This is a genomic window from Arthrobacter sp. MDT2-3 (genome assembly GCF_059090465.1).
The window spans coordinates 233,460-258,028 of record NZ_JBNHFS010000001.1 but is presented as its reverse complement, the minus strand read 5'-3'; the positions used below and the strand labels follow the sequence as shown (position 1 = coordinate 258,028).

The window sequence follows — 24,569 nt, the reverse complement described above, 5'->3', positions numbered from 1 at the left end:
AGGGATGCAGGCAGGCATTCGGGCAGCAAAAGCAAAAGAGCCCCGGTCTATTGACCGGGGCTCTTGATGTGCGTGCGCGAGGGGGGATTTGAACCCCCACACCCTTTCGGATACTGGCACCTGAAGCCAGCGCGTCTGCCGTTCCGCCACTCGCGCGCAACTTCCTTCACAGAATCCCGTCCGGTTTCCCGAGCCGCAACCCTGTAAAAGCAGCGAGATCAAGCATAACGGACATTGCCCGGAAAATACCAATTGGGGCACCCGGCCACCCGCAACCGCCCTCGGACTAAGGCCAGGAACCGACCCACAACACAGCCAACACCGCGGGCAACCAGGCACCGCAGACCATCGGAATCTGAACTTTTGGCAGCGCCCGGCCGTTGTGGATTAAGGTCATTCACGGGCCCGCCCAGTAGTATCGGATGTAGGAGTGGCTGCTGGATGCAGGCACACCGGCGGCTTGGGAACACCACTGCAAGTGAATTTACGGAACGAAAACTGCCCCGCAGCCGGGGGGAAAGGAGAAGAACCATGGGTCTGCTGGACAAAGTCGAGCGCGGCATTGAAAAGGCCGTCCGGGGCGTCTTCTCCACCGGCTCGCGCGCCCAGGTTGAACCCGTCGAAATCGCCAGCAGGCTGCGCCGGGAAGTGGACCACAAGTCCCTTACCGTCGCCGCGGGACGCACCTTGGTGCCCAACGTTTTTGATGTCCAGCTCAGCGATGATGACTTCAAACGCGCCCAGGAATGGGGTACCCCGCTGGCCGAAGAACTCTGCGATGTTGTGATCAACCACGTCCGCAGCCAGGGCTACACCCTGCAGGGTTCGGTGCGGATCTCCTTCCGCCGTGATACAGAACTGCGCGCCGGCGACTTCGAAATTGTCTCCTCAACCGAGAAATCCAAAGGCACAACAGGCGCTCCCCCGCCCCGGCCCAACCTGCCTGCCGCTCCCAGCCGCCAGCCGGTCCGGCTGCAGCCCGTCCTCGATATCGACGGCCAGCGGTACTCACTCAACGCCCCGTCCATCGTGCTCGGCAGGTCCTCGGAGGCCGACATCCTGGTCGAGGACACCGGCGTATCCCGCCGCCACCTTGAAATCCGCACGGCTAATGGCGTCACCACGGCAGTGGACATGGGTTCCACCAACGGGAGCTACGTGAACGGGCACAAGGTCTCGGGAAGCACCGAACTCACCGACGGCTCCACCATCACCATGGGACGGACAAAGATCATCTTCCGCCTGCTTCCTGCCAGCCCTGGCGGCCACGCATGAGTGAACTCACCATCACCGCCTTGCGGTTCGGTTTCCTGTTGCTGCTCTGGGTGCTGATCTTCAGCATCGTCTCCACCATGCGCCGGGATCTTATGGTGGGCCGGAAGGCCGCCGCCGGCGCCCCAACAGCCCGGCAGATGCGCAAAAATCCCGAATTGGCCGAAGCCACGCCACAACCCGTGAAGCAGCAGGCCCGGCAACTGGTGGTCGTCGAAGGCCCGCTTAAGGGCCGAACACTTCCGCTGGCCGCGAGCCCCATCCTTTTGGGCCGCGCGCAGGAGGCCACCCTGGTCCTGGAGGACGACTACGCCTCCGGCCGTCACGCCAGGCTGTTTCCGCAGGGCAGCCGCTGGTTCATCGAGGACCTGGGTTCGACCAACGGCACCTACCTAGCTGACCAGCAGCTGACCCGTGCCCTGCCCGTTGAGCTTGGCGTACCCGTGAGAATCGGCAAGACGGTCATTGAATTGAGGCCATAGCCGTGGCCGCCCCGGAAAGCCCCGCACCCGGCCCCAAGCCGGTGGAGCGGCCCCTCATCATGCGCTTCGCGGCGAGGTCCGACGTCGGAAAAATCCGCTCGAAAAACGACGATTCCGCTTACGCGGGACGCCACTTGGCCGTAGTCGCGGACGGAATGGGCGGGCACGCCGGCGGCGACGTCGCTTCGGCCGCCACTGTTCTTGACATGATCCACCTGGACCGGGGTGATTACGCCGGCGATGCCGCCACCACGCTGGCCGATGAGATCCAGACCGCAAACTCCCTGCTGTCCGAGCTTGTGCATGTCAACCCCAAGCTGGCCGGGATGGGAACCACCGTCACGGCGCTCCTGCTTGCCGAGGGGAAGCTGCACTTTGCGCACATCGGTGATTCCCGGGCGTATCGCCTGCGTGACGGCGAGTTTGAGCAGGTAAGTGTTGACCACACTTTTGTGCAGCGGCTGATCGACGAAGGCCGGCTCCGGCCCGAGGAAGCCGAAACCCACCCGCACAAAAACGTTCTGATGCGTGTCCTGGGTGACGTCGATGCCAGCCCTGAACTGGACCTTGACAGCCTGGACGTGAAACCCGGGGAACGCTGGCTCCTCTGTTCGGACGGCCTCAACTACGTTGCCGGACATGCAGTTGAACGGACCGTCCGCGAGACCAAGGACCTGCGCGAGTGTGTGGAGACCCTTGTGGACCTCACCCTCGAGGCCGGCTCCCCGGACAACGTCACCGTTGTTATGGTGGAAATCGTTGAGGAAACGCCCGACGACGTCAGTACTGCCGCCGTCGACGTCATTCCCTCCCACGAAGTCACCAAAGCCGCTGCCGTGGCGAAGAGCGCCAGTTCCGTGGCAGCCGGGGCACCGGATGCGGTAGACAGCCCCAAGCCCGCCGCCGTCAACCCGGCAAAACCTCCTGCCGCCAATGATGCCAAGAACTCCGATCCCGTTAAGGAGCCGGAGGAACCGGCCTCGGCCGAAAACAGCGGCAGCCCGGATACCCCCGGAGCGGGAGTCACGGACCCGCACCTTGGCGAGCACCTCTCCGCCGAAGTGCTCCGTGACGAACTGGCCTCACGCCCGCACGAACTTGTGGGAGCAGCCGCAACAGCTGCGGAGTCCGGTTCCATTCCCACCATCGCCGGCCGCACTGTTGCGCGGCGCGCCGCCACCCTCCTCACGCACAAGGCGGAACCCCCAGCCGGTGACGATGACGCAGTCGTAGCCCTCAAGCCACGGCGGTGGCTGACCTGGTCCATTGCTGCGTCCGTCCTGGTGCTCCTGACTATCGGACTCTGGCTCGGGTACGCCTGGACCCAAACCCGTTATTACGTCGGCGAGTTCGATGCCCGCGTTGCCATCTTCAACGGTGTTTCCCAGCGCCTGGGACCCATCCAGCTCTCGAGTCTTGAGACGGTAACCGAGATCCGGATGGATTCCCTACCGCCGTTCTCGCAGCAGCGCGTTCGACAGACGGTACCTGCCCAGGACCTCTACGACGCCCAGCGGATTGTGAAAAACCTCGAACTGACGGGCAGCACGTCACCTGAAGACGAGTGCGTGGCGCCTTCGGGATCCCCCGGCGCCTCGACCGCGCCCACCGCCACGGCCACGCCCACCGCTACGGCCGCGCCCACCCCCACGGCCACGCCCACTGCTACCGCCGCACCGACGCCTGATGCTTCGGCCACCCCCGCGGGCCCGTCCCCCACACCCAGTCCCACAGTCACCTGCGAGGTGGGCCAATGAGCCAGCTCAGTACCACAACCAAACCCCGCCGCAACGTGGAACTTGCGTTGCTCCTGCTGGCCCTTGCGGTCGGCATTGGGGCCAACATGCTGGTGGGGGTGGACCAGGAGAAGGCGTTCGACTCGGACTTCTGGTTCCAGTCCAGCCTGCTTGCCCTCGCTGCCTTGGTATTCCACGGCGTGCTTCGGTTCCGCGCAAGATATGCAGATCCGGTAATACTTCCCCTGGTGGTGGCCCTCAACGGAATCGGCCTGGCCATGATCCACCGGCTGGACGCGCCCGGGGACGATACCGGCAACAACCAACTCCGGTGGACCCTGATCGCCATGGCAGTCGCCATCGCCGTCATCTGGTTCCTCAAGGACCACCGCATCCTCCGCAGGTTCACCTTCATTTCCCTTGCCGCCAGCGCCCTGTTGCTGGTGCTGCCTCTGGTTCCCGGCATCAGCGCAGGCGAAATCCTGGGTGCCCGCGTGTGGATCCGGCTTGGGCCCATGACGTTCCAGCCGGGTGAAGTCGCCAAGATCACCCTCGCCATATTCTTCGCCGGGTATCTTTCCTCGAACCGGGACCTAATCCTGTTGGCCGGCCGGAAGATCGGCCCGCTGCAGTTTCCGCGGTTCAAGGACATGGGCCCCATGATCACTGCCTGGCTGGTGAGCATCGGTGTGCTCATCTTCCAGCGCGACCTCGGCTCCTCCGTGCTCTTCTTCGGCCTGTTCATCGTCATGATATACGTGGCAACCAGCCGTATCAGCTGGGTAGTGATCGGCCTGGCCCTCATTCTCGGCGGCGGCTTTGCGGCGTCGCGGGTCTTTTCCCACGTGGAACTCCGTATTAGCGGCTGGCTGAACGCCTTCACCCCGGAGGTTTACGACCGGGCTCCCGGTGGAAGCCACCAGATCGTGCAGGGACTCTTCGGCATGGCCAACGGCGGCCTCGTAGGGACCGGCCTGGGCCAGGGCCGGCCGGACCTGGTTCCGTTCGCCAACAGCGACATGATCATCGCCTCCCTCGGCGAGGAACTTGGCCTGATCGGACTCTTTGCCATCGTCCTGATGTACCTGCTGCTCTTCACCCGCGGGTTCCGGGCGGCCCTGGGCACCCGCGATGCGTTCGGCAAACTGCTGGCCTGCGGCCTGTCATTCGCGGTGGCGCTGCAGTGCTTCGTGGTCATTGGCGGCGTTACCCGTCTCATTCCGCTGACCGGTCTGACCACGCCCTTCCTGGCCGCCGGCGGTTCCTCCCTGCTGGCCAACTGGATCATCGTGGGCCTGCTCCTGATGATTTCACACACCGCCCGCGGCCCGGTGGACACCACGCCCCTGCCACCGGCAAAGGGCGCGGAATCCACGGGCATTGATACTCCTACCGAGGCGGTGAAGCACCTGTGAACCAGGCGATACGGCATTCATGGGTAGCGGCGATTGCAATGTTCGCACTGATCTTCGGCGCCATCAGCTACGTCCAGGTGATTGGCGCCGAAGAGCTTGAGGCCAACCCGTGGAACCAGCGTGCCATCCTGCAGGACTATTGCAATGACCGCGGTGCGATCGTTGTGGCCGGATCACCCGTGGCGGAATCAGTGGAGAGCGGTTCGGAGACCTGCGCGTTCCAGCGGACCTACCCGCAGCCGGAGCTGTATGCGGGAATCACCGGGTACTTCTCGCAGAACTACGGGGCCACCGGCCTGGAGCAGGCCATGGGCGAGCAACTGGCAGGCAATTCGGACCAGCTCTTCCTGGACCGGGTGGGCCAGCTTTTCCTGGGCAGCCAGCCAAAGGGTGCGTCGGTGGAACTCACCATCGATCCGGAGATCCAGCAGCTCGCCTACGACCTCATCCCGGAAGGGCAGCGCGGTTCCATTGTGGTCACCAACCCCAAGACCGGCGCAATCCTGGCCATGGTGTCCAAACCCTCCTACAACCCCAACCTGGTTGCCACCCAGAATCCCACCGAAGAGTCGGCCAATATCAACGAACTCGTCAAAGTTCCGGGCATCAACCTGAACCCGAACGTCAGCGGACCCACCGGTGAACTGCTTGCCCCGGGTTCCGTCTTCAAACTCGTGGACACCGCAGCCGCCCTTGCGTCAGGCAAATACAACAAGGAAAGCGAGCTTCCCAATCCGGCTGAAATGCCCTTCGACGGCATCCAGTACAAGCTTCCCAACTATGCAGGCGGCAACTGCTACACCCGGGACACGGCGGACTTCGCGTTCGCGCTGCAGCAATCCTGCAACACACCGTTCGCCAGCATTGCCTTGGACCTGGGCCGGGACGCAATCGCCGAACAGGCAAGGAAGTTCGGCTTCGGCGAGGACATGGGGGACCAGCTGAAGCTCGGCTACGCCCGGGACAACGGCTTCCCCGACGACTTGGATGCGCCGGGACTCGCCCAATCAGCCATCGGACAGCGGGACGTCCGGGCCACGCCCCTGCAGGTGGCCATGATGACCGCGGCCATCGCCAATGACGGGGTGCAGATGAGGCCCAACCTGATCAAGACCCTGCGTTCCCCGGACCTTCGTGTCATCGAAGAACCGCAGCCGGAACAACTGCGCACCTCAACCACGCCTGAGATCGCCAACCAGATCACGGAGTGGATGACCAGTGCGGTCAGCCAGGGCATCGCCAACAGGGCAGCAGTTCCGGGAGTCCAGGTGGCAGGCAAAACCGGAACTGCAGAGTTGGGCAATGGCGTGAACAACTCCTGGTTCACCGGCTTTGCCCCGGCAAACAACCCGCAGGTGGGTGTCACCATCGTCATGGAGGGCGTGGACATCACTACCGGCGCACAGCTAACCAGTCCGAATGCGAAGAGAATTTTTGAGGCGGTGTTGAATAAGTGAGGCCTACAACCGGAATCACCCTCGGCGGCAGATTCCAGCTGACCACGCGGATCGCGATCGGCGGCATGGGCGAAGTCTGGAAAGCCAAAGACCTCGTCCTGGGCCGCATCGTCGCCATCAAGGTGTTGAAAGAGGAGTACACGGGGGACCCCGGTTTCCTTCAGCGCTTCCGCGCAGAGGCCCGCCACACTGCCCTGCTCAACCACGTAGGCATCGCCAACGTCTTCGACTATGGCGAGGAAGAGGGCTCCGCCTACCTGGTCATGGAACTGGTCCCCGGCCAGCCGCTGAGCAGCATTATCGAACATGAGCAGGTGCTGTCCCCGGACCGCACCCTGTCCATCATCGCCCAGACAGCCCGTGCGCTCTCCGTTGCGCATGCCCAGGGATTGGTGCACCGCGACATCAAGCCGGGCAACCTCCTGATCACTCCTGATGGACGCGTGAAAGTCACTGACTTCGGCATCGCCCGCCTTGCCGACCAGGTGCCCCTCACCCAGACGGGCCAGGTGATGGGCACTGCCCAGTATCTGGCGCCGGAGCAGGCCACCGGCCAGACGGCCACCGGTTCCTCGGACATCTACTCACTGGGTGTCATTGGCTACGAATGCCTCTCCGGGCACCGGCCCTTCTCCGGCGAGTCCCAGATTGCCATCGCCCTCGCCCAGGTCAATGACGCGCCGCCGCCACTGCCGGAGTCGCTTCCCACACCGGTGCGGGCCCTCCTGATGTCCATGCTCGCCAAGGATCCCAAGAACCGGCCCGCTAACGCCATCAAGCTGGCTGAGGCAGCGGAGGCCATCCGGAACGGAGACGTCAGCGCCGCCCGCGCCGCAGTCCCGGGCATGCTCCTGTTTGACGCCGATACCGGTCCCATCACGGCACCGGTGGACACAACAACTGCACCCACCGGTGTGATCGGTGCCCAGCGTGACACTTCCGCCACGGCAACCTCTGCGTTGCCGGTGCTGGGTGCCGGTGCTGCCGGTGCAGTGGCAGGAATAGCGGCCGGTGCCGCAGGATCGGCTGCGGATGCCGAGGAGCCGCAGGGAACGCTCGCCCGCGCCAATGCCCTCGCCGCCGAGCGGAATTGGGTGCCGGAAGAAACAACGTACGACGACGAGCCGGCCGATGAGCCCGAACGCCGCCGCCGCAGCCCCTGGACCTGGCCGCTGATCGCCCTGATCCTGCTGCTCTTGTTCGCGCTGGTTGGCTTTTTCCTCAACCAGCGGGGCATCCTGTTTCCGTCGAGCGACCCCACCTCCACCGCCCCTTCAAGCACTCAGCCCAGCAGCGCGACCCCCACCCGGACAACGCCGTCGGCCACGCCGACACAGACCCGCGCCACACCCACAGTGAGCACGCCCCCGCCGCCGGAAACCGTGAATGTCATTCCTGAGGCTTACCTGGGGAAGGACTACCGGACGGTTCAGTCGCAGCTTTCCGCCCTTAACCTTGACGTCAGCGTGCAGCCGCAGGTTGATGCGAACTCAGCACCCAACTCGGTGATTGGCTTGTCGCGGTCAGGTCTGGTGGAAGTGGGTTCGCCGGTGACCATCACGTATGCCGTGGCACCGCCCGCCCCCACCACAACCTCTCCGCCGCCGACGCCGACACAGGCACCCACCACCTCCTCCGCGGCAGCACCCACAGCACAGTCAGCACAGTCGCCCCTCCCGGATTGCGCCGCCGGCGAGCTGCCGGGCCTGCCGCCGACCTGCAAGCCGTAACCGCCAGGACAGCCAATGAACGAGTCAGCGCGCACACCGTTGCACCGGGAGGACAGCCTTCCGGTGGATAGCCAACGCGTCCTCAGCGGACGGTACGAGGTGGGCAACCTCATTGGCCGGGGAGGAATGGCGGACGTTCACCGGGGCCTGGACACCCGGCTCGGACGCACCGTAGCCATCAAACTGCTGCGCGCGGATCTTGCACGTGATCCCCAGTTCCAGGCGCGCTTCAAGCGCGAAGCGCAGGCTGTTGCTGCGCTGAACCACCCGTCCATTGTGGCTATCTACGATACGGGCGAGCACCTCGTCCACGACGGTTCGGATGACAACGTCCGCGTGCCGTACATCGTGATGGAGTTCGTTGAGGGCAAGACCATCCGGGATCTTATCCGGGCCAATGACGTCACTATCGACCAGGCGATCGACTACTGCCTGGGCGTACTCGGAGCCCTCGAGTACAGCCACAAGGCGGGGATCGTGCACCGGGACATCAAGCCGGCCAACGTGATGTACTGCGACGGCAGCGACTCTGTGAAGGTCATGGACTTCGGCATCGCCCGTGCCATTGCCGATTCCTCGGCCACCATGACCCAGACGCAGGCCGTGGTGGGCACCGCCCAGTACTTGTCACCGGAGCAGGCCCGCGGTGAAACAGTGGATGCGCGCAGCGACCTCTACTCCGCCGCCTGCCTCCTGTACGAAATGCTCACCTCGCGCCCGCCGTTCGTTGGCGACAGTCCCGTGTCGGTGGCATACCAGCACGTGCGTGAAATCCCTGCACCGGCGAGCAGCCTGAACCCGGAAATATCACCTGCACTGGACACCGTGCTGGCCAAGGCACTGCAGAAGAACCGCGACGACAGGTTCCAGGATGCCGCAGCGTTCCAGCGTGCCCTGCGCGCCGCCAGGGCCGGTATTCCTGTTGCGGCGGCATCGCCCTCTGAGGCGCCCACCGATCCCAACGACCATGTCCCACCTTCGTCCTCTTCCCCTGCCACTGAAGCCTTTGCGGTTACGGGCGCGGGCTTCCTGGATGACGCACCTACGGGACGGCTCGCTGCCATCAGCACACCGGACGACGGCGGCAGCCCCGGTCCTGGTGCTTACGAACCTTCCACACGGGATGAGTTGTTTCTCGGCCTCCCTCCGGAACGCGAGCGGACCGCACGGCAAAAGTCCCGGCGTCGTGCCTGGATCACTACCCTGGTGATCTTCACCGTCCTCGTCCTGGCCGGCGGCGGACTGTGGTTGTACAACATTGTCAACCGCCCGGCACCGCCGCCGCCGAAGGTTTCGATTCCTGCGGTAGCGGCGATGACTGAGTCTGCTGCCTTGCAGGAGCTCTACGGCGCGGACCTCGAGCCCAGAATTGTCCGCGCACAACATGACACGGTGCCCAAGGGCACCGCCATCGGAACGGATCCTGCGTCCGGCGTCGCCGTGGATCCGGGAGCCGAGGTGGTCCTGAATATCTCCGACGGGCCCAGCGCGGTCAAGATTCCAGACAGCCTGCCGGGCAAGACCGAAGCTGCCGCCCGGGACATGCTTCGCCAAATCGGTTTGGTGGGCGCTCCCTCAACCACCACCGCCAACAGCGCCACAGTCCCGGCAGGTATCGTGATCACCACCAGCCCCGCCCCGGGACAGAGCGTTGGCGTGGGCACGAGCGTTGAGCTGGTGGTGTCCACGGGCAAGGTCGCAGTCCCCGAACTCCGCGGACGGACCCGGGCAGAAGCAGAAGCGGCTTTGAAGGAACTGGGCCTGGTACCCGCTGTGGTTGAGGCGGAGAACGCGCAGGTGGAACCAGGCAGGGTCACGGATCAGAGCGACGCTGTTAACGCCGCGGTGGAGCAGGGCAAGACTGTCACCATCGTGGTTGCCAAGGCGCCGCCTCCGCCGCCAAGCCCCTCTCCGACCCCAACGCCCACGCCGACATCCACCAAAAAGGATGACGACTGAACGGCAGGCCGCAACAGGTCAGTGCTGGATGAGCGGGCTCAGCTTGGCTGCCCGCGCAGCCGCGCCCTTCATGCCCAGGGACTCGAGCCAGTTCCCCAGCATCTGGTAGCCGCCCTCAGTCAGCACGGATTCCGGGTGGAACTGCACACCGCACAGGGGTGCGGTCCGGTGCTGGAGCCCCATCACCACGCCTGACGCGGTTTCCGCAGTCACTTCAAGGACATCGGGAAGCGTGTCCCGCACCGCAGCGAGGGAGTGGTAGCGGGTGGCTGTGACGGGGGAGGGGAGTCCCGAAAAGACACTGGTTCCGATGTGTTCCACCAGGGAGGTCTTCCCGTGCATAAGTTCCGGGGCATGGGTCACCTTGCCACCGAATGCCTCCGCCAGCGCCTGGTGTCCCAGGCACACGCCGAACATAGGCACGCTGTTCTCGCCACACCATTTGATGAGTTCGATGCAGACCCCCGCTTCAGCAGGGTTGCCAGGGCCGGGAGAGATCAACACGCCGTCGCGGGTGCCGGCCAGTTCGGTGGCCTCCGCCAGGGTGACGTCGTCGTTGCGGACCACCGTGGTCTCGGCGCCAAGCTCCTGGAGGTAGCCCACCAGGGTGTAGACGAAGCTGTCGTAGTTATCCACCACGAGGATCTTGGTTGTGGTCATGGCTGGCTTACGAACCAATCGTTGAGTCGGTGAATTGGGTGTACTCGGACATCCACGGGAAAAGGAACTGAACCATCAATACCAGTGCGGCGGCGATCAGCACCAGCGAGGTGGCGATCCGCAGCCACAAAGGCCCGGGAAGATGGCGGAAGATCCAGCCGTACATGCTCAGCCCCTTCCGATCGCTGCGGCTACCTGGCGTGCGATTTCAGCAGGCGGACCGGCTGATGCAGGGCGCCAGCTGTCCAGCAGGGCATAGGCGATTATGCGTTCTTCCGCCCCGAAGCGGGGGTTGCAACTGGTCATGGTGAGGAAGCTTTCCGTGGGGGTGACGCCCGGCAGAGTGGGCACAGGTTCCAGGACGTCCGTTCGTGACGGCATCACGATCTGGTTGTTGCGGAAGACATACACGTAGTATCCGTCCTTGGTCTGGACGTAGATCTTGTCCCCGGGAACCAGGGTGTGGATGTTGTCCAAGACCGCACCATGGGTCTGGCGGTGCCCCGCAACAGCGAAATTTCCAACCGCTCCCGGCATGGCCGTGTTGGTGTAGTGCCCCAACCCGAGCGTGTCCAGTACGTCGCTGGTGGTCCCCTGGACGATGGGCCGGGTGTAGTTCTCGCCGAACCGGGGAATGTACATGATCCCGATGGTGCCGGCGTGGCCGGGCGCTGCCGAAACCGCCGGCGGCCCGAAATCTTCAGGGGCTGCCGGCGCGTCCGGGGCGGCTGGAGCGGCAGCTCCGAGGTCCTGTGCAAACTCCTTGATGACCTCGCTCTGCTTGGCGTCGGACTCCACGTTGGTCCACCACAGCTGCCAGGCAACAAAAAGAAGAAGGATGATCCCGGCTGTAATGAGCAGCTCACCCAACACCAGGACTGCCCCGCGCAGAATGACGACGCCGGCAGCGGGCGCAGCAACGGGCCTCGCCTTCTCCTGCAGTACCACGGGTTCTCCTCCCGGCGGTTGCGATGGGCATTGGTGACCCATGACTACGGCTAGAATTGGCTGCTAGTAAGAATCCAGATTTGACCAAGATCGCGCAGACCGCTGGCAACTTCCTTCTTGCAGGATATCAAGCCCGGAACGCCGAGCTTGCCTCAGCCCGCCAAGGAGAACCCGTGCCCGAGTCAAAGCCTCGCAAGAAGACCGCCAGCACCCCCCAGCAGGCTTCGTCGCAGGCCTACAAGCCCAACCCCGTCTGGTTTAAGCCGGTCATGTTCGGCCTGATGATCATCGGCCTCTTCTGGATTATCACGTTCTACATCAGCGAGGGCCAGCTGCCGGTTGCGGCGTGGGAATCGTGGAACATCGTGGCCGGCTTCGGCATCGCAATCATCGGCTTCCTCATGACCACCCGGTGGCGCTCATAGTTCCTGACGGCGGTCCAGCCGTCGGCACAACGGATAGCCGCGATCCAGCCTCTGGACGGCCTGCTCACGGCGGTGCAGCCGTCGGCGAGGACGGCCTCGCCCGGCCGGCGTGGGCGTCCACTGACCCACTCCTCCGCGACTATTACGACAATGAGTGGGGCCTTCCTGTCACCGACGAACAGGGGCTCTACGAGCGCATCTGCCTAGAGGGTTTTCAAGCAGGACTTTCCTGGGCCACCATCCTCCGGAAGCGCCCTGCGTTCCGGGCCGCCTTTGCAGGCTTCGACCCGGATGCGGTAGCGCTGTTCACCGAGGGGGACATCGATCGGCTGCTGCAGGATCCCGGCATCGTCCGGAACCGGTTGAAAATCCGGTCTGCTGTGGCAAATGCACAGGCCACACTCGCGCTGCGCCAGGAAGGCGGCCCGTGGACTTTGTTTGGCAGTTCAAACCAACAGACACCCCCCGCCCTGCAGTCCACACCGATATCCCCACCCAGTCCCCGGAGTCCGTGGCCCTCTCCAAGGCATTGCGGAAAAAGGGATTCTCCTTCGTTGGTCCCACCACCATGTTTGCCCTCATGGAAGCCATCGGCATGGTGGATACGCACCTGCTGGACAGCCACCGCCGTGGATCCTCAGGAATCTGGCCGCGGCCACGCGCCTGATTCCCCGGTTTTCCCCAACTGTTGGGAAAGTTATCCACACTGTTGAAAACCTGGGAGCACCGGAAGAATGCAGGCTGTTGGACCGCCCGGCAGCGTGAAAACACCAATCATGCCATCCGGATGCGGTTATTAACAGTGTGGAAGACCTGTGGATAAACCGACCCGCGCGTCCACCTTGCTTCAGCGGTCGCGGCGGACGGGGTGGTGGCTGGTGATGGATATCCGATTGAAGGCGTTCATGGTGATCGCCAGCCAACTGACGATTGAGAATTCCTCGTCCGTGAGATGCTCGCGGGCGAACGCTTCCTCGTGGGCCTGCGCATGGTGGTCCGGTAACTCCGTGATACTTTCGGCCAATGCAAGGGCAGCCCGTTCCTTCTCGGTGAAGAGGGCCGTATCACGCCAGGCAGGGAGCACCGCCAGGCGCTGTCCGCTCTCACCCGCCTTCAGCGCGTCCCTGACGTGCAGGTCCAGGCAGTAAGCGCAGCCGTTGAGCTGCGATATCCGGACGTGCAGGAGCTCCACTGTCTTCCCGTCCAGCCCTGCTGCCTCTGCGGCCTCCCGCACTTTGAGCCCCAGCCCGTTCAGTGCCCGCCAGAGGACGGGATGTTGCTTGTCGAGGAAGATGTGCTGCGTGGTGGCGCTCAAGAGATTCTCCTGGGTCGGACGGCAATGCAGGCCCACAAGTGGCGGCAACCTGCGGTGAAACTGCGAACTGGAACCTAGCTTCAACTACCCCGGCGGGGTTGTCCACTTACCAACATTGCGATACCCACAAGTTATCCACAACTGTGGAAACTGCGGAAGCTGCAAGCGGATCGTCACTCCTTACGGGCCGCAGTCCGGGCATTTACGGCAACACGATTACACCGCTGTTACTTATTAACACTGTGCAAAAGGCTGTTGAAAGAAGCCCCTGAAAGCCTCATGTGCTGCCGATACAGGCCGTCTTCCACTGTTTTATCCACAGACCTCAGCTTTTAACGGCTTTTGTCCACTTAAGCACAGCACTATCCCCAAGAGTTATCCACAGATGTGGATGGCGAGCCGTGCTGCTTTCACAAAGCGCCGCGGACTGGCGGAAAAACTGCTTTCCCCAATCGAACTACAGACGTGTAAGTTACCAACACTGTGGATAAGTCCTGTGGATAAAAAAGGGCCCCGACATTGGTAATGTCGGGGCCCTCTTTGAGAACGGGACGGTCGTCAGCCCTTCAGGCTGCACGCCTTTGGGCTTACATCGAGATTTTCACCCAGCTGGCAACGCCCAGCAGTACCAGGACCGCCACCAGGCCTGCTGCCTGGATGAGGCCCTGCCGCCGTCCGCGGGGAGTGTAGGCAAGGACTGCCGCGCAAAGGGCACCCGTTACCAGGCCACCCAAGTGCGCCTGCCATGCGATCTGGGGGATGAGGAATCCAATCACCCCGTTGATGGCAATCAGCACCCACAACTGGCGGGTGTCCCCGCCACGGTGCCGCTGCACCAGCAGCATGGCGCCGAAGAGGCCGAAAATGGCGCCTGAAGCGCCCACAACTCCCACCAACCCTTGTCCGGGTACCAGCACCGGATTCAGGAGCAGGTATCCAACGGAGCCGCCCACGGCCGAGATCAGGTACAGCGCCAGGAAGCGGGCACGCCCTAAGAGTGGCTCGAGGGCCTGGCCGAAGATCCACAGTGTGTACATGTTCAAGGCGATGTGCAGGACGGAATCCGGCGAGTGAAGGAAAGCTGCGGTCAGCATCCGCCATGGCTCAAACGCCCCGTATTCAGGGGTAGCAAAGACGTTGTTGTAGGCGAACTGCTCGTAGACCACCTGGCCGGGAACCACCCATTGGAGCACGTACATCACCGCACAAAGGGCAATAATCCCGTACGTCACCACTGGTTTGCCCGACGCCACGGCGCCGCCGTAAACCGTCCGGACCTGCGGCGTCGTCCGCCTTGTCTCGTTGACGCAGTCAATGCATTGGAATCCGACGGCGGCCGCCCGCTGGCAGTCAGGGCACGCCGGCCGCCCGCACCGCTGGCAGCGGACATAGGATGGCCGGTCCGGATGCCGCGGGCACACCGGAACCTGTGCGGACGGCTCAGCCGACGGAATTCCGTAACTCATGGGTGGGGATTACAGCTGTTCGATGTCGATGCTGTTGATGGTGACGTCCTCCACCGGGCGGTCGCCCATGCCGGTGCGAACGCCCTCGATGGCGTCCACAACCTTCTTGGATTCGTCGTCGGCCACTTCACCGAAGATGCTGTGCTTGCCCTGGAGCCAGTCGGTGGGGATGGTGGTGATGAAGAACTGTGAACCGTTAGTGCCCTTGCCCATCTGGATCCCGGCGTTGGCCATGGCCAGCTTGTAGGGCTGGTTGAAACTGAGCTCGGGGTGGATCTCGTCGTCGAACCGGTAGCCCGGTCCGCCGGTGCCGCGGCCAAGGGGATCGCCGGCCTGGATCATGAAGTCCTTGATGATGCGGTGGAAGATGGTGCCGTTGTACAGCGGCGTGCCGGTCTTCTCCTCGCCCGTCTCCGGGTGGGTCCACGTCTGCTCGCCGGTGGCGAGGCCAACGAAGTTCTTGACCGTCTTCGGCGCGTGGTTGCCGAAGAGGTTGACGACGATGTCGCCAAGGCTGGTGTGGATGGTTGCTTTTGCGGTTGCGATTGCAGTCATAGGGCCCATTCTTCCACGGCGGTCCGGGGTGGTGATGGCTGTTGCATCAGTTCCGCGCTGGGTGAAATCGGCCTAAAATCCGCAGAGAGAATAGCCGGTGAAGACCAAGGCACGTAGGCTAACCACAGACCGTCACATTAATTCGGGAGGTAGTTGTGAAGAAATCGGATCGTATTGCCCGTGACCTTGAGCTGTCAGTCATCGGCGCCATGGAAAATGCCAAGGATTGGGCATCCCCCCGCGTGGAAGCAGCCGTGGACCGTCTGCAGCACAGCCTGGATACCGCATCTCCCAAGATTCAGGAAGGCCTGAAGACCGCGGCCCACAGGGCGGCGGACGGAGTAGCCGTGGTGACGCCCCGCATCCAGGACGGCCTGGCCCAGCTCGCTCCGCGGATTAACGATGCTGTGGACGGCGCTTCGCCGCGGCTGCATGAGGCCCTGGACAAGGCCACGCCTGTCATCCTTAATGCCCGTGACCGCGTGGTGGTGGAATACCTGCCCCGCTTGTCAGACCAGATCGGTTCCGCATCCAGCGTTGTGCACCGGACGCTGGAAAACACGCCCGCCCGCGTGGACGCCGTTGCCCAGAAGCTTGGCGACGTGGGAATCATCCACGCCCTCCAGGAGCAGGCATTGGCCACCGGAACGCAGCTTAAGGCTGCGGCCACCCAAGCCGGCCGCACGGCACCCGTTCAGCTCGCGGAGCCCGAGGTACCGAAGAAGCGCGGTTGGCTGGTCTTCGGTGTCATCGCCGCGGCGGTTGCCGCGGGCGTGGCAGCCTGGAAAGCCTCCAAGCCGGTCGAGGATCCGTGGAAGACGCCCTCGCCTGTTACAGGAACAGGCACGCCCGCGCCGGTTCCTGCCACCACAGTGAACGAGGTCCCGGAAGCAACCACCGGCTCCGCCTCCGAGGTGGCCGAGGCTGCCAAGGACTCGGCGGGAGACGCCGCGGAGAAGGCAAAGCACGTGGCTGAGGACGTTTCCAGCAGCAGCGGTGCGGACAAGGGCTCCATCCAGTCCTAGCGGTCCGGATGTCCGGTGAGGGGTCCTGCCTTTGGGGCGGGGCCCCTCATTCGTCTCCGGGCACAGCCGCCCTCCCGGGAGGCGCATCTGATCGATGCTAGATTTGGACTGATGTCAGCCGATCAATCCTCTGAGGATGCCTTGAACGACGCAGCAGAACTGCCCCGCGTGTCAATCGTTATCCCGGCATACAACGAGGAGAGCGTGATCCGGCAGTGCCTTATTGCTGCCATTTACCAGTCCGTCCCGGCCCACGAGATCATCGTGGTGGACAACCTGTCAAAGGACCGGACCGCGGACATTGTGCGCCAGATGCAGCTCGAATATCCGGAAAGCCCCATCGTCCTGCTGAGCCAGGACAAGGAACAGGGCCTCATTCCCACACGGAACTACGGCCTGGACAACGCCACCGGTGACATCCTCGGCCGTATTGACGCGGACTCCGTGGTGGAGCCGGACTGGGTGGAACAGGTGCAGCGGGCCTTCCTGGACGAATCCGTCCAGGCGGCCACCGGTCCCGTCGTCTATTACGACATGCCCATGCGCCGCTTCGGCCTGAAAGCCGACGACAAGATGCGCCAGCTCATGCTGAAGCTGGCCAAACACCAGTACCACTTCCTGTTCGGGTCCAACATGGCCCTGCGTTCCTCAGCCTGGCAAATCATCCGGTCCGAGACCTGCCGTGACGAGAAGGACGAGATGCATGAGGACATCGATCTTTCCCTGCACCTGGCGGACCACGACCTGAAGATCAGTTACTGTCCGCAGATGGTTTCCGGCATGTCGGCCCGCCGGCTTGAGGACTCACCGCGGGACTACCGCTTCTACGTCACCCGGTTTGACCGTACCTACAAGGCACACAACGTCAAGAAGATGGCGCTCAAAGCGCCCATGGTGGTGTTCTTCTCGGTGTATTTCCCGGCCAAACTCCTCCGGGCCATCCACACGGTCAATACGGCCCAGCCCGTCCGCCGCGGGGGCCAATAGGATCCTGCCGCAGCTGAACCTGCACAGGGTCAGTCTGTCCCCAGTTCCGCCAGGGGACGCTCCGGCGGCCCATCAGCATTGCCTGTTCCTGCCGCACGGCTACGCCGCCCTGCCCTTCCGGACTTTTGCCCAAGGACGACGACGGCGAGCCCCACCAGGATGAGCGCGAGTCCGGCGTACGTACCCGCGGGGAGCACCTCCTCCAGGAAGAGCGCTGCGAGGAGGGCAGCCCCGGGGATCTCCAGCAGGATGATCATCGACACCAAAAGCGGACTCATGGTGGCCAGCAGGTGGTTGAACGCCGTGTGCCCGATAAGCTGCGCGCAGACCGTAATGGCTGCGATGCCCAGCCAGCCCGCCGCCTCGAAGCCCACCAGCGGTTGGCCGCCCAGCAGGGCCAGCACGGCCACCAGCGCCGCGCACATGCCGTAGCACAGCGTGGTGTAGGTCCCAGTGGTCATGCTCTGCCTCGCCTTGCCTCCGGCGAGTGTATACAGCCCGGCAAGGGCTCCGCCGGCCACAGCCAGCAGGTCCCCCAGCAGGGCTTCGGGTGACGTGCCCAGATCGAAACCGGTAATGGCCACCACACCGGCGAACGCGATGCCAAGTCCGGCCAGTACCTGCCACCGGTGCTTGGTTCCCCTGAAGAGCTGGAAGACGGCGATCCACGCCGACTGCAGGCAGACCAGGGCTGTGGCTGCGGCAACCGACGTCAGTTGCAGTGAGGTGATGAAGCAGGCAAAGTGCAGGGCCAGCGCGACGGCGGCCAGGACGGACCAGCGGAACTCCACCTTTGTAACCCTGCCGAACTGGGCAGGCTCCCGAATGAGGGTGGGCGCCGCCATGACAGCGGCGCCAATGGCATTGCGCCAGAAGGCTATGGCCAGCGCGCTGACGCTGGTTGCCCCAAGCGTTGCCGCTATCAGGGGACCGGAGGACGCAACGCCCAGCACCCCCAGGGCCGCGAGAAAGAAGTTCACTGTCCAACCCTAATGTCGGGTAATGCGGGGAAAAGCAAAAGTCCCGGCCAGCGTTTCCGCTGACCGGGACTTCCTTATGGTGGAGGCACGGGGACTCGAACCCCGAACCCCCTGCTTGCAAAGCAGGTGCGCTACCAATTGCGCCATGCCCCCATAAGAAGCAACCCGTCAATCATACCCTAGAACCTTAGGGCTGCTGACCAGCCCCGGCACCGGGCGCCTGTCCTAGTCAACCGTATCGGTTGACTTGCTCCAGACAGTTTTCCGGGCTTCGGATTCCTGTGCTTTCCGGAAGACCAGGACGCCTGCGATTGCGGCTGCCAATACAAGCAACTTCTTCACATGCTCCCCGTTCCGGTTCAGCCGCAGTGATGCGAACCAAACCTCCACTTGAACCTGCACAGGTTCCGTGGGCGTACCAGGACTTGAACCTGGGACCTCTTCGTTATCAGCGAAGCGCTCTAACCGCCTGAGCTATACGCCCCGATACCTCATCGGGCCGAGACATGACTTTACAGCACATCCCGGCCCGATCTCAAATCGGGCGCTTTCACCGGGAACTGGCCGGTGAAAGCAGGCACCTAATCGTCGGTGAGGGTGACGCCAATGCCGCCCACCAGGGTGGCAGCGATGTTGTACAGAACGGCAGACAGCATGGAGAGCGCGGTCAGCAGGACCACGTTCACTACGGCAATAATGGTGGCGAATGATGCCACCTGGCCGAGGCTGGCGACCTTCTTCAGCTCGAAGCCGCCGCCCTCAGAGCCGGCGAGCGTGCCCAGCAGGCTGTCCACCTGGTCGAAGATCCCCGTGAGGTCCAGAACGGTCCACAGGACGATGGCTGCGACCACGGTGACGATTCCCAGCGCTACTGACAGCAGGAATGCCATCTTCAGCACAGACCACGGATCCACCTTGCTGACCAGCAGCCGGGCACGCCTGACCTTGGCCTTTGGTGCCGGCTTCACCAATCCGGGTGTGCCCGCGGCAGGACGCTGGCCCTGTACGGGAGCTCCTTGAGCGGGGCGCTGGCCCGGCTGGCCCTGCACGGGGCGCTGACCCTGCACGGGACTTCCCGGAGCCGTGCGCGGGGCTGGCTGCCCCGTCGTCGGACGCTCACCCTGGGCAGGGCGCTGGCCGGGAACAGACGGGCGCTGGCCCGGGGCAGCTGCGGGAGCTGCCGGCCGCTGCTGGGGACGAACAGGAGCGTTCACTCGGGGCGCAGCCGAGGGCCGGCTTCCCTCGGGAACAGAAGTGTTCGGCTTGGGAAATGAGTCCGGATTACTCACTCGTTACCTCCGTGTTGTCTTCGTTCGGCTCAGCGTCGCCCGAGGCGTCCTCTGACTCAACGGCCGGTGATTCTTCTGCCACTGCTGACTCTGCGGCTTCCTCCGGGGAACCGCCATCTTCAGCCAACGTTACGTCATCCTCAAGCGATTCCTCGCCCTCAAGACCGCGTTCGCTGTTGCGCGCCACCTCTATGATCCGGTCGTTTTTGTCCGGCTTGGCGAAGATGACGCCCATGGTGTCGCGTCCCTTGGCCGGGACGCCGGCAACCGAAGAACGGACAACCTTGCCGCCTTCCATGACCACCAGGACCTCGTCCTCTTCCTGGACGATCAACGCCCCCACCAGGTCACCGCGTCCTTCGGCCAGCTTGGCCACCTTAATGCCCAGGCCGCCGCGTCCCTGCAGCCGGTATTCCTCAACCGCGGTGCGCTTGGCGTAGCCTCCGTCCGTGACGATGAACACAAACGAGCCGTCGGTCACCACGTTGGCTGCGAGCAGTTCGTCCTCCTCGCGGAACTTCATGCCGGTGACGCCGGAGGTTGCCCGGCCCATGGGGCGAAGGGCGTCTTCGGTGGCCGTGAAGCGGATGGACTGGCCCTTGCGGGACACCAACAGCAGGTCATCGGTTTCCGAAACCAGCTGGGCGGACACGAGTTCATCGCCATCGCGGAGGTTGATCGCGATGACGCCCGCGGAACGGTTGGTGTCATAGTCCTCCAGCCGCGTTTTCTTGACCAGGCCCCGCTTGGTGGCGAGAACCAGGTACGGCGCCTGCTGGTAGTCCTTCAGGTCCAGGACCTGGGCGATGTGCTCGTCCGGCTGGAACGCCATCAGGTTTGCCACGTGCTGGCCCTTGGCGTCGCGGCCGGCTTCCATTAGCTCGTATGCCTTGGCGCGGTACACGCGGCCGAGGTTGGTGAAGAACAGCAGCCAGTGGTGGGTGGTGGTGACGAAGAAGTGTTCCACCACGTCATCGCCGCGGAGCTGGGCACCCTTGATGCCCTTGCCGCCGCGCTGCTGGGACCGGTAGCTGTCGCTCCGCGTGCGCTTGACGTAGCCGCCGCGGGTGATGGTGACAACCATCTCCTCTTCGGGGATGAGGTCCTCCATGGACATGTCGCCGTCGTAGCCCATGAGGATTTTGGTTCGCCGGTCATCGCCGTGCTTCGCCACAATCTCGCCAAGCTCGGTGCTGATGATTTCACGCTGGCGCTGCTCGGAGCCAAGGATCTCGTTGTACTCCGCGATCAGCGCTTCCAGCTCTGAGTGGCGGTCCTGGATCTTCTGACGTTCCAAAGCCGCCAGGCGGCGCAGCTGCATGTCCAGGATGGCCCGTGCCTGCAGCTCGTCGATGTCCAGCAGTTCCATCAGGCCGTCGCGCGCCGCTTCGGTGGTGTTGGAAGCGCGGATAAGGGCGATGACTTCATCGAGCATGTCCAGTGCTTTGAGGAGCGCCCGCAGGATGTGGGCTTCTTCCTCGGCCTTGCGCAACCGGTACCGGGTGCGCCGGGCAATGACATCCATCTGGTGGGTCACCCAGTGCCTGATGAAGGCGTCCAGGCTCAGGGTGCGGGGCACGCCGTCAACAATGGCCAGCATGTTGGCGGAGAAGTTGCTCTGCAGTTCGGTGTGCTTGTAAAGGTTGTTCAGCACCACCTTCGGGACGGCGTCGCGCTTGAGGACGATGACCAGCCGCTGGCCGGTCCGGCCGGACGTTTCATCGCGCAGGTCGGCAATGCCCTGGATCTTGCCGTCCTTGACCAGTTCGGCGATTTTAATGGCGAGGTTGTCCGGGTTCGCCTGGTACGGCAGTTCCGTGACCACGAGGCAGGTGCGTCCCTGCAACTCCTCCACGTTCACCACGGCCCGCATGGTGACGGAGCCGCGGCCGGTCCGGTAGGCATCCTCGATGCCCTTGTGGCCAAGGATGGTGGCACCGGTGGGGAAATCCGGGCCCTTGACCCGCAGCAGGAGTTCTTCCAGCAGTTCTTCGCGGCTGGCTCCCGGGTTGGCCAGGTACCACTGCACGCCGTCGGCTACTTCGCGGAGGTTGTGCGGCGGGATGTTGGTGGCCATGCCGACGGCGATGCCTGAGGATCCGTTGACCAGGAGGTTGGGGAACCGGGCCGGCAGGATGGTGGGTTCCTGGTTCTTGCCGTCGTAGTTGTCTTGGAAATCGACCGTTTCCTCGTCGATATCCCGGACCATTTCCATGGCGAGCGGCGCCATCTTCGTCTCGGTGTAACGGGGCGCAGCAGCACCGTCATTGCCCGGTGAGCCGAAGTTCCCTTGGCCGAGGGCCAGCGGGTAGCGCATGGTCCAGTCCTGGATGAGGCGGACCAACGCATCGTAGATCGCGGTGTCGCCGTGAGGGTGGTACTGGCCCATGACCTCGCCCACCACACGCGCGCACTTGTTGAACGAGCGCTCGGGGCGGTAGCCGCCGTCGAACATGGCGTAAAGCACGCGGCGGTGAACCGGCTTCAGGCCGTCGCGGACGTCCGGAAGGGCACGGCCCACGATGACGGCCATGGCGTAGTCAAGGTAGGACCGCTGCATTTCCGTCTGCAGGTCCACCTGCTCCACGCGGTCCACCAGCACATCGCCTTCAAGAACGGTGTCCGGGTTCCCGGCCTCGGGGACCGGGTTCTCGGGTGTTTCGTCGCTCATTTTCTATTTCCGTTTCAGGTATATGTCAGCTCTGGAATATGCGAAGGACGTGCGCTTAGATATCCAGGAACCTGACGTCCTTGGCGTTCTGCTGAATGAAGTTACGGCGTGATTCCACGTCCTCACCCATCAGCACAGAGAAGATCTGGTCCGCCGCGAGGGCGTCATCCATAGTGACTTGCAGCAGGGTGCGGTGGTCCGGATCCATGGTGGTGTCCCACAGTTCGGTGTAGTCCATCTCGCCAAGGCCCTTGTAACGCTGGATGCCGTTGTCTTTCGGGATGCGGCGTCCGGCTGCCTGGCCGGCAACCAGCTTCGCGTCACGCTCCCTGTCGCTGTAGACGTAGTCGTGGGCGGCGTTGGACCACTTGATCCGGTACAGCGGAGGCTGGGCCAGGTAGACGTAGCCGTTTTCGATCAGCGGGCGCATGTAGCGGAACAGCAGGGTCATCAGCAGGGTGGTGATGTGCTGGCCGTCAACATCGGCATCGGCCATCAGGACGATCTTGTGGTATCGCAGCTTCGAGAGGTCGAAGTCCTCACCGATGCCGGTGCCGAACGCCGTGATCATGGACTGGACCTCTGCGTTGCCCAGTGCCTTGTCCAGGCGGGCGCGCTCCACGTTCAGGATCTTGCCGCGCAACGGCAGGATGGCCTGGGTTTCGGGGTTCCGGCCACGCTTGGCGGAACCGCCTGCCGAGTCACCCTCCACGATGTAGACCTCGCACTTCTCCGGATCCTTTGAGGAGCAGTCGGACAGCTTGCCCGGCATGCCGAAGGATTCGAGGGGGCTCTTGCGGCGCGCGTTGTCCCTGGCCTTGCGGGCAGCCATGCGAGCCTGTGCCGCCGAAATGGCCTTGCGGATCACGTCCCTGGCAGGGCCGGGATTGCGTTCCAGCCAGTCGCCAAGTCCGTCCGTAACAACGCGCTGGACGAAGCCCTTGACCTCGGAGTTGCCGAGCTTGGTCTTGGTCTGCCCTTCGAACTGAGGCTCGGCAAGCTTGACGGAAATGACGGCGGTGAGGCCCTCACGGATGTCATCACCGGTAAGGTTGTCATCCTTTTCCTTGATGATCCCCTTCTCGCGCGCATAGCGGTTGATCAGGGACGTCATGGCAGCGCGGAAACCCTCTTCGTGCGTACCGCCCTCATGGGTGTTGATGGTGTTCGCATAGGTGTGGACGCTTTCGGAGTAGGCATTGGTCCACTGCATCGCCATCTCCAGGGCGATCCGCCGCTCTTTGTCCTCGGTCTCGAAGGCGATGACGTCCTCGTGGACCACTTCCACCTTCTTGCCGGAGTTCAGGTGTTTGACGTAGTCCAGCAGGCCTTCGTCGTACTGGTAAACCACAGTGCGGTGCTCGGCAGTTACTTCGCCTTCGGTTACAACAGCATCAAGGTCAAGGTCGGCGTCGGCGTCGTTATCGCTGGCAGAGGTGCGTTCGTCAGTCAGCGTGATGCGCAGTCCCTTGTTGAGGAACGCCATCTGCTGGAAGCGGGCGCGCAGCGTCTCGAAGTCGAACTCGGTGGTCTCGAAAATCTCGGCGTCCGGGTAGAACGTCTGGGTGGTTCCCGTCAGGTCGGTTTCCTCACCCTTCACCAGGCTGCCCTGGGGCTTGCCGCCGTCGGCGAATGACATCCGCCAGACGTGGCCCTGGCGGCGGACCTCGGTGTCCACCCTGCTGGAGAGGGCGTTAACAACGGAGATACCTACACCGTGCAGGCCGCCGGATACGGCATAGCCGCCGCCGCCGAACTTGCCGCCCGCGTGCAGGATGGTCATGACCACTTCGACAGTTGGTTTGTGTTCGGTGGGGTGCATGTCCACTGGAATGCCGCGGCCGTCGTCTACGACCTTCACGCCGCCGTCGGCCTGGAGCACGACTTCAATATGGGTGCAGTAGCCGGCCAGTGCCTCGTCCACGGAGTTGTCCACCACTTCGTAGACCAGGTGGTGGAGTCCGCGGGGCCCGGTGGAGCCGATGTACATGCCCGGGCGCTTCCGCACTGCTTCGAGGCCTTCAAGGACAGTGATGTCGCTGGCGCCGTACTCACGTGGAGTGGCAGCTTCCCCCGGGGTGTCAGGCGTGCGGGCATCCTCGACTGCGGGCTCAGCTGCCAGAATATCTGTATTGTCGTTAGCCACAGGTGCTGTCGACTCCTCTGTTCTCGATGATGGCCGGCTGATTCTTTTCCT

At 63.6% G+C, this 24,569-nt stretch carries 21 protein-coding genes, 3 tRNA genes and 1 pseudogene; 11 read left to right on the top strand and 14 right to left on the bottom strand.

Going from position 1 to position 24,569, the window contains the following annotated elements; all coding sequences use genetic code 11:
- Window positions 1–73: 73 nt before the first annotated feature.
- Window positions 74–156 (bottom strand) — tRNA-Leu (locus AC5RUQ_RS01205).
- 375 nt (window positions 157–531) lie between these two features.
- On the opposite strand from AC5RUQ_RS01205, the gene AC5RUQ_RS01200 reads away from it, so the two are divergent.
- From AC5RUQ_RS01200 to pknB, 7 genes are read left to right on the top strand one after another with little or no spacing between them, the layout of a single operon-like run.
- Window positions 532–1,275: an FHA domain-containing protein gene (locus tag AC5RUQ_RS01200; protein WP_493945587.1), complete on the top strand. Its 744-nt coding sequence runs from the start codon at window positions 532–534 to the stop codon at window positions 1,273–1,275.
- Entirely contained in the window at window positions 1,272–1,754 is a 483-nt protein-coding gene (locus AC5RUQ_RS01195; RefSeq protein WP_163164931.1) for an FHA domain-containing protein FhaB/FipA, read from the top strand. The genes AC5RUQ_RS01200 and AC5RUQ_RS01195 overlap by 4 nt, the downstream gene beginning before the upstream one ends.
- A gap of 2 nt (window positions 1,755–1,756) precedes the next feature.
- The gene (locus AC5RUQ_RS01190; protein WP_493945586.1) at window positions 1,757–3,511 is read left to right on the top strand and encodes a PP2C family protein-serine/threonine phosphatase; all 1,755 of its coding nucleotides are present in this window, start codon (window positions 1,757–1,759) and stop codon (window positions 3,509–3,511) included.
- Window positions 3,508–4,905, top strand: coding sequence for an FtsW/RodA/SpoVE family cell cycle protein (locus AC5RUQ_RS01185; protein ID WP_493945585.1), 1,398 nt, complete (start codon window positions 3,508–3,510; stop codon window positions 4,903–4,905). Before AC5RUQ_RS01190 ends, AC5RUQ_RS01185 begins: the two co-directional genes overlap by 4 nt.
- Window positions 4,902–6,362: a peptidoglycan D,D-transpeptidase FtsI family protein gene (locus tag AC5RUQ_RS01180; protein WP_493945584.1), complete on the top strand. Its 1,461-nt coding sequence runs from the start codon at window positions 4,902–4,904 to the stop codon at window positions 6,360–6,362. The genes AC5RUQ_RS01185 and AC5RUQ_RS01180 overlap by 4 nt, the downstream gene beginning before the upstream one ends.
- Window positions 6,359–8,092 carry a serine/threonine-protein kinase gene (locus tag AC5RUQ_RS01175; RefSeq protein ID WP_493945583.1) on the top strand — a complete coding sequence of 578 codons (1,734 nt, stop codon included), beginning with the start codon at window positions 6,359–6,361 and terminating at the stop codon, window positions 8,090–8,092. The genes AC5RUQ_RS01180 and AC5RUQ_RS01175 overlap by 4 nt, the downstream gene beginning before the upstream one ends.
- Window positions 8,093–8,107: 15 nt before the next feature.
- Complete coding sequence (gene pknB, locus AC5RUQ_RS01170) at window positions 8,108–10,051, top strand: Stk1 family PASTA domain-containing Ser/Thr kinase (RefSeq protein ID WP_493945582.1); 1,944 nt, start codon at window positions 8,108–8,110, stop codon at window positions 10,049–10,051.
- A gap of 18 nt (window positions 10,052–10,069) precedes the next feature.
- On the opposite strand, the gene AC5RUQ_RS01165 is transcribed toward pknB, so the two are convergent.
- From AC5RUQ_RS01165 to AC5RUQ_RS01155, 3 genes are read right to left on the bottom strand one after another with little or no spacing between them, the layout of a single operon-like run.
- The gene (locus AC5RUQ_RS01165; RefSeq protein WP_163164941.1) at window positions 10,070–10,711 is read right to left on the bottom strand and encodes an aminodeoxychorismate/anthranilate synthase component II; all 642 of its coding nucleotides are present in this window, start codon (window positions 10,709–10,711) and stop codon (window positions 10,070–10,072) included.
- Window positions 10,712–10,718: 7 nt separating this feature from the next.
- A complete protein-coding gene (locus AC5RUQ_RS01160) occupies window positions 10,719–10,877 on the bottom strand; it encodes a hypothetical protein (RefSeq protein ID WP_493945581.1) in 159 nt (52 codons plus the stop codon).
- Window positions 10,878–10,879: 2 nt separating this feature from the next.
- The gene (locus AC5RUQ_RS01155) at window positions 10,880–11,659 is read right to left on the bottom strand and encodes a class E sortase (protein WP_493945580.1); all 780 of its coding nucleotides are present in this window, start codon (window positions 11,657–11,659) and stop codon (window positions 10,880–10,882) included.
- Between the two features lie 173 nt (window positions 11,660–11,832).
- Between AC5RUQ_RS01155 and AC5RUQ_RS01150 the strand changes: the two genes are divergently transcribed.
- Together AC5RUQ_RS01150 and AC5RUQ_RS01145 are read left to right on the top strand one after the other, a co-directional pair.
- Window positions 11,833–12,084, top strand: a complete 252-nt coding sequence (locus AC5RUQ_RS01150; protein WP_163164945.1) for a cell division protein CrgA — start codon at window positions 11,833–11,835, stop codon at window positions 12,082–12,084.
- Window positions 12,081–12,751 (top strand): annotated as a pseudogene (locus AC5RUQ_RS01145) (DNA-3-methyladenine glycosylase I). The gene AC5RUQ_RS01150 and the pseudogene AC5RUQ_RS01145 overlap by 4 nt, the downstream one beginning before the upstream one ends.
- 180 nt (window positions 12,752–12,931) lie before the next feature.
- Here AC5RUQ_RS01145 and AC5RUQ_RS01140 read toward each other — a convergent pair.
- The 3 genes from AC5RUQ_RS01140 to AC5RUQ_RS01130 all read right to left on the bottom strand — a co-directional run bounded on the left by AC5RUQ_RS01140 (window position 12,932) and on the right by AC5RUQ_RS01130 (window position 15,420).
- Window positions 12,932–13,399, bottom strand: coding sequence for a carboxymuconolactone decarboxylase family protein (locus tag AC5RUQ_RS01140; RefSeq protein WP_493945579.1), 468 nt, complete (start codon window positions 13,397–13,399; stop codon window positions 12,932–12,934).
- Window positions 13,400–13,986: 587 nt separating this feature from the next.
- Window positions 13,987–14,865 (bottom strand): rhomboid family intramembrane serine protease, encoded by an 879-nt coding sequence (locus AC5RUQ_RS01135; protein WP_493945578.1) that lies wholly within the window; start codon window positions 14,863–14,865, stop codon window positions 13,987–13,989.
- A gap of 9 nt (window positions 14,866–14,874) precedes the next feature.
- On the bottom strand, window positions 14,875–15,420 hold the full coding sequence (locus tag AC5RUQ_RS01130; protein ID WP_163164953.1) for a peptidylprolyl isomerase: 546 nt from the start codon (window positions 15,418–15,420) through the stop codon (window positions 14,875–14,877).
- A gap of 155 nt (window positions 15,421–15,575) precedes the next feature.
- Here AC5RUQ_RS01130 and AC5RUQ_RS01125 point away from each other — a divergent pair, with 155 nt between their 5' ends.
- Window positions 15,576–16,445, top strand: coding sequence for a hypothetical protein (locus tag AC5RUQ_RS01125; protein ID WP_493945577.1), 870 nt, complete (start codon window positions 15,576–15,578; stop codon window positions 16,443–16,445).
- A 111-nt stretch (window positions 16,446–16,556) separates the two neighbouring features.
- A complete protein-coding gene (locus AC5RUQ_RS01120; protein WP_493945576.1) occupies window positions 16,557–17,432 on the top strand; it encodes a glycosyltransferase family 2 protein in 876 nt (291 codons plus the stop codon).
- Between the two features lie 29 nt (window positions 17,433–17,461).
- Here AC5RUQ_RS01120 and AC5RUQ_RS01115 read toward each other — a convergent pair whose 3' ends face one another.
- The 7 genes from AC5RUQ_RS01115 to gyrB form a co-directional block, all read right to left on the bottom strand.
- Window positions 17,462–18,412 (bottom strand): DMT family transporter, encoded by a 951-nt coding sequence (locus tag AC5RUQ_RS01115; RefSeq protein WP_493945575.1) that lies wholly within the window; start codon window positions 18,410–18,412, stop codon window positions 17,462–17,464.
- Window positions 18,413–18,489: 77 nt separating this feature from the next.
- Window positions 18,490–18,565: transfer RNA gene (locus tag AC5RUQ_RS01110), tRNA-Ala, on the bottom strand.
- A 72-nt stretch (window positions 18,566–18,637) separates the two neighbouring features.
- Window positions 18,638–18,754 (bottom strand): DLW-39 family protein, encoded by a 117-nt coding sequence (locus AC5RUQ_RS01105; protein WP_493945574.1) that lies wholly within the window; start codon window positions 18,752–18,754, stop codon window positions 18,638–18,640.
- Between the two features lie 68 nt (window positions 18,755–18,822).
- A tRNA-Ile gene (locus tag AC5RUQ_RS01100) sits at window positions 18,823–18,896 on the bottom strand.
- Between the two features lie 97 nt (window positions 18,897–18,993).
- On the bottom strand, window positions 18,994–19,701 hold the full coding sequence (locus AC5RUQ_RS01095; protein ID WP_493945573.1) for a DUF3566 domain-containing protein: 708 nt from the start codon (window positions 19,699–19,701) through the stop codon (window positions 18,994–18,996).
- Window positions 19,694–22,372 carry a DNA gyrase subunit A gene (gene gyrA, locus AC5RUQ_RS01090; RefSeq protein ID WP_493945572.1) on the bottom strand — a complete coding sequence of 893 codons (2,679 nt, stop codon included), beginning with the start codon at window positions 22,370–22,372 and terminating at the stop codon, window positions 19,694–19,696. The genes AC5RUQ_RS01095 and gyrA overlap by 8 nt, the downstream gene beginning before the upstream one ends.
- A 55-nt stretch (window positions 22,373–22,427) precedes the next feature.
- Window positions 22,428–24,518 carry a DNA topoisomerase (ATP-hydrolyzing) subunit B gene (gyrB, locus tag AC5RUQ_RS01085; protein WP_256247193.1) on the bottom strand — a complete coding sequence of 697 codons (2,091 nt, stop codon included), beginning with the start codon at window positions 24,516–24,518 and terminating at the stop codon, window positions 22,428–22,430.
- Between the last annotated feature and the right edge of the window lie 51 nt (window positions 24,519–24,569).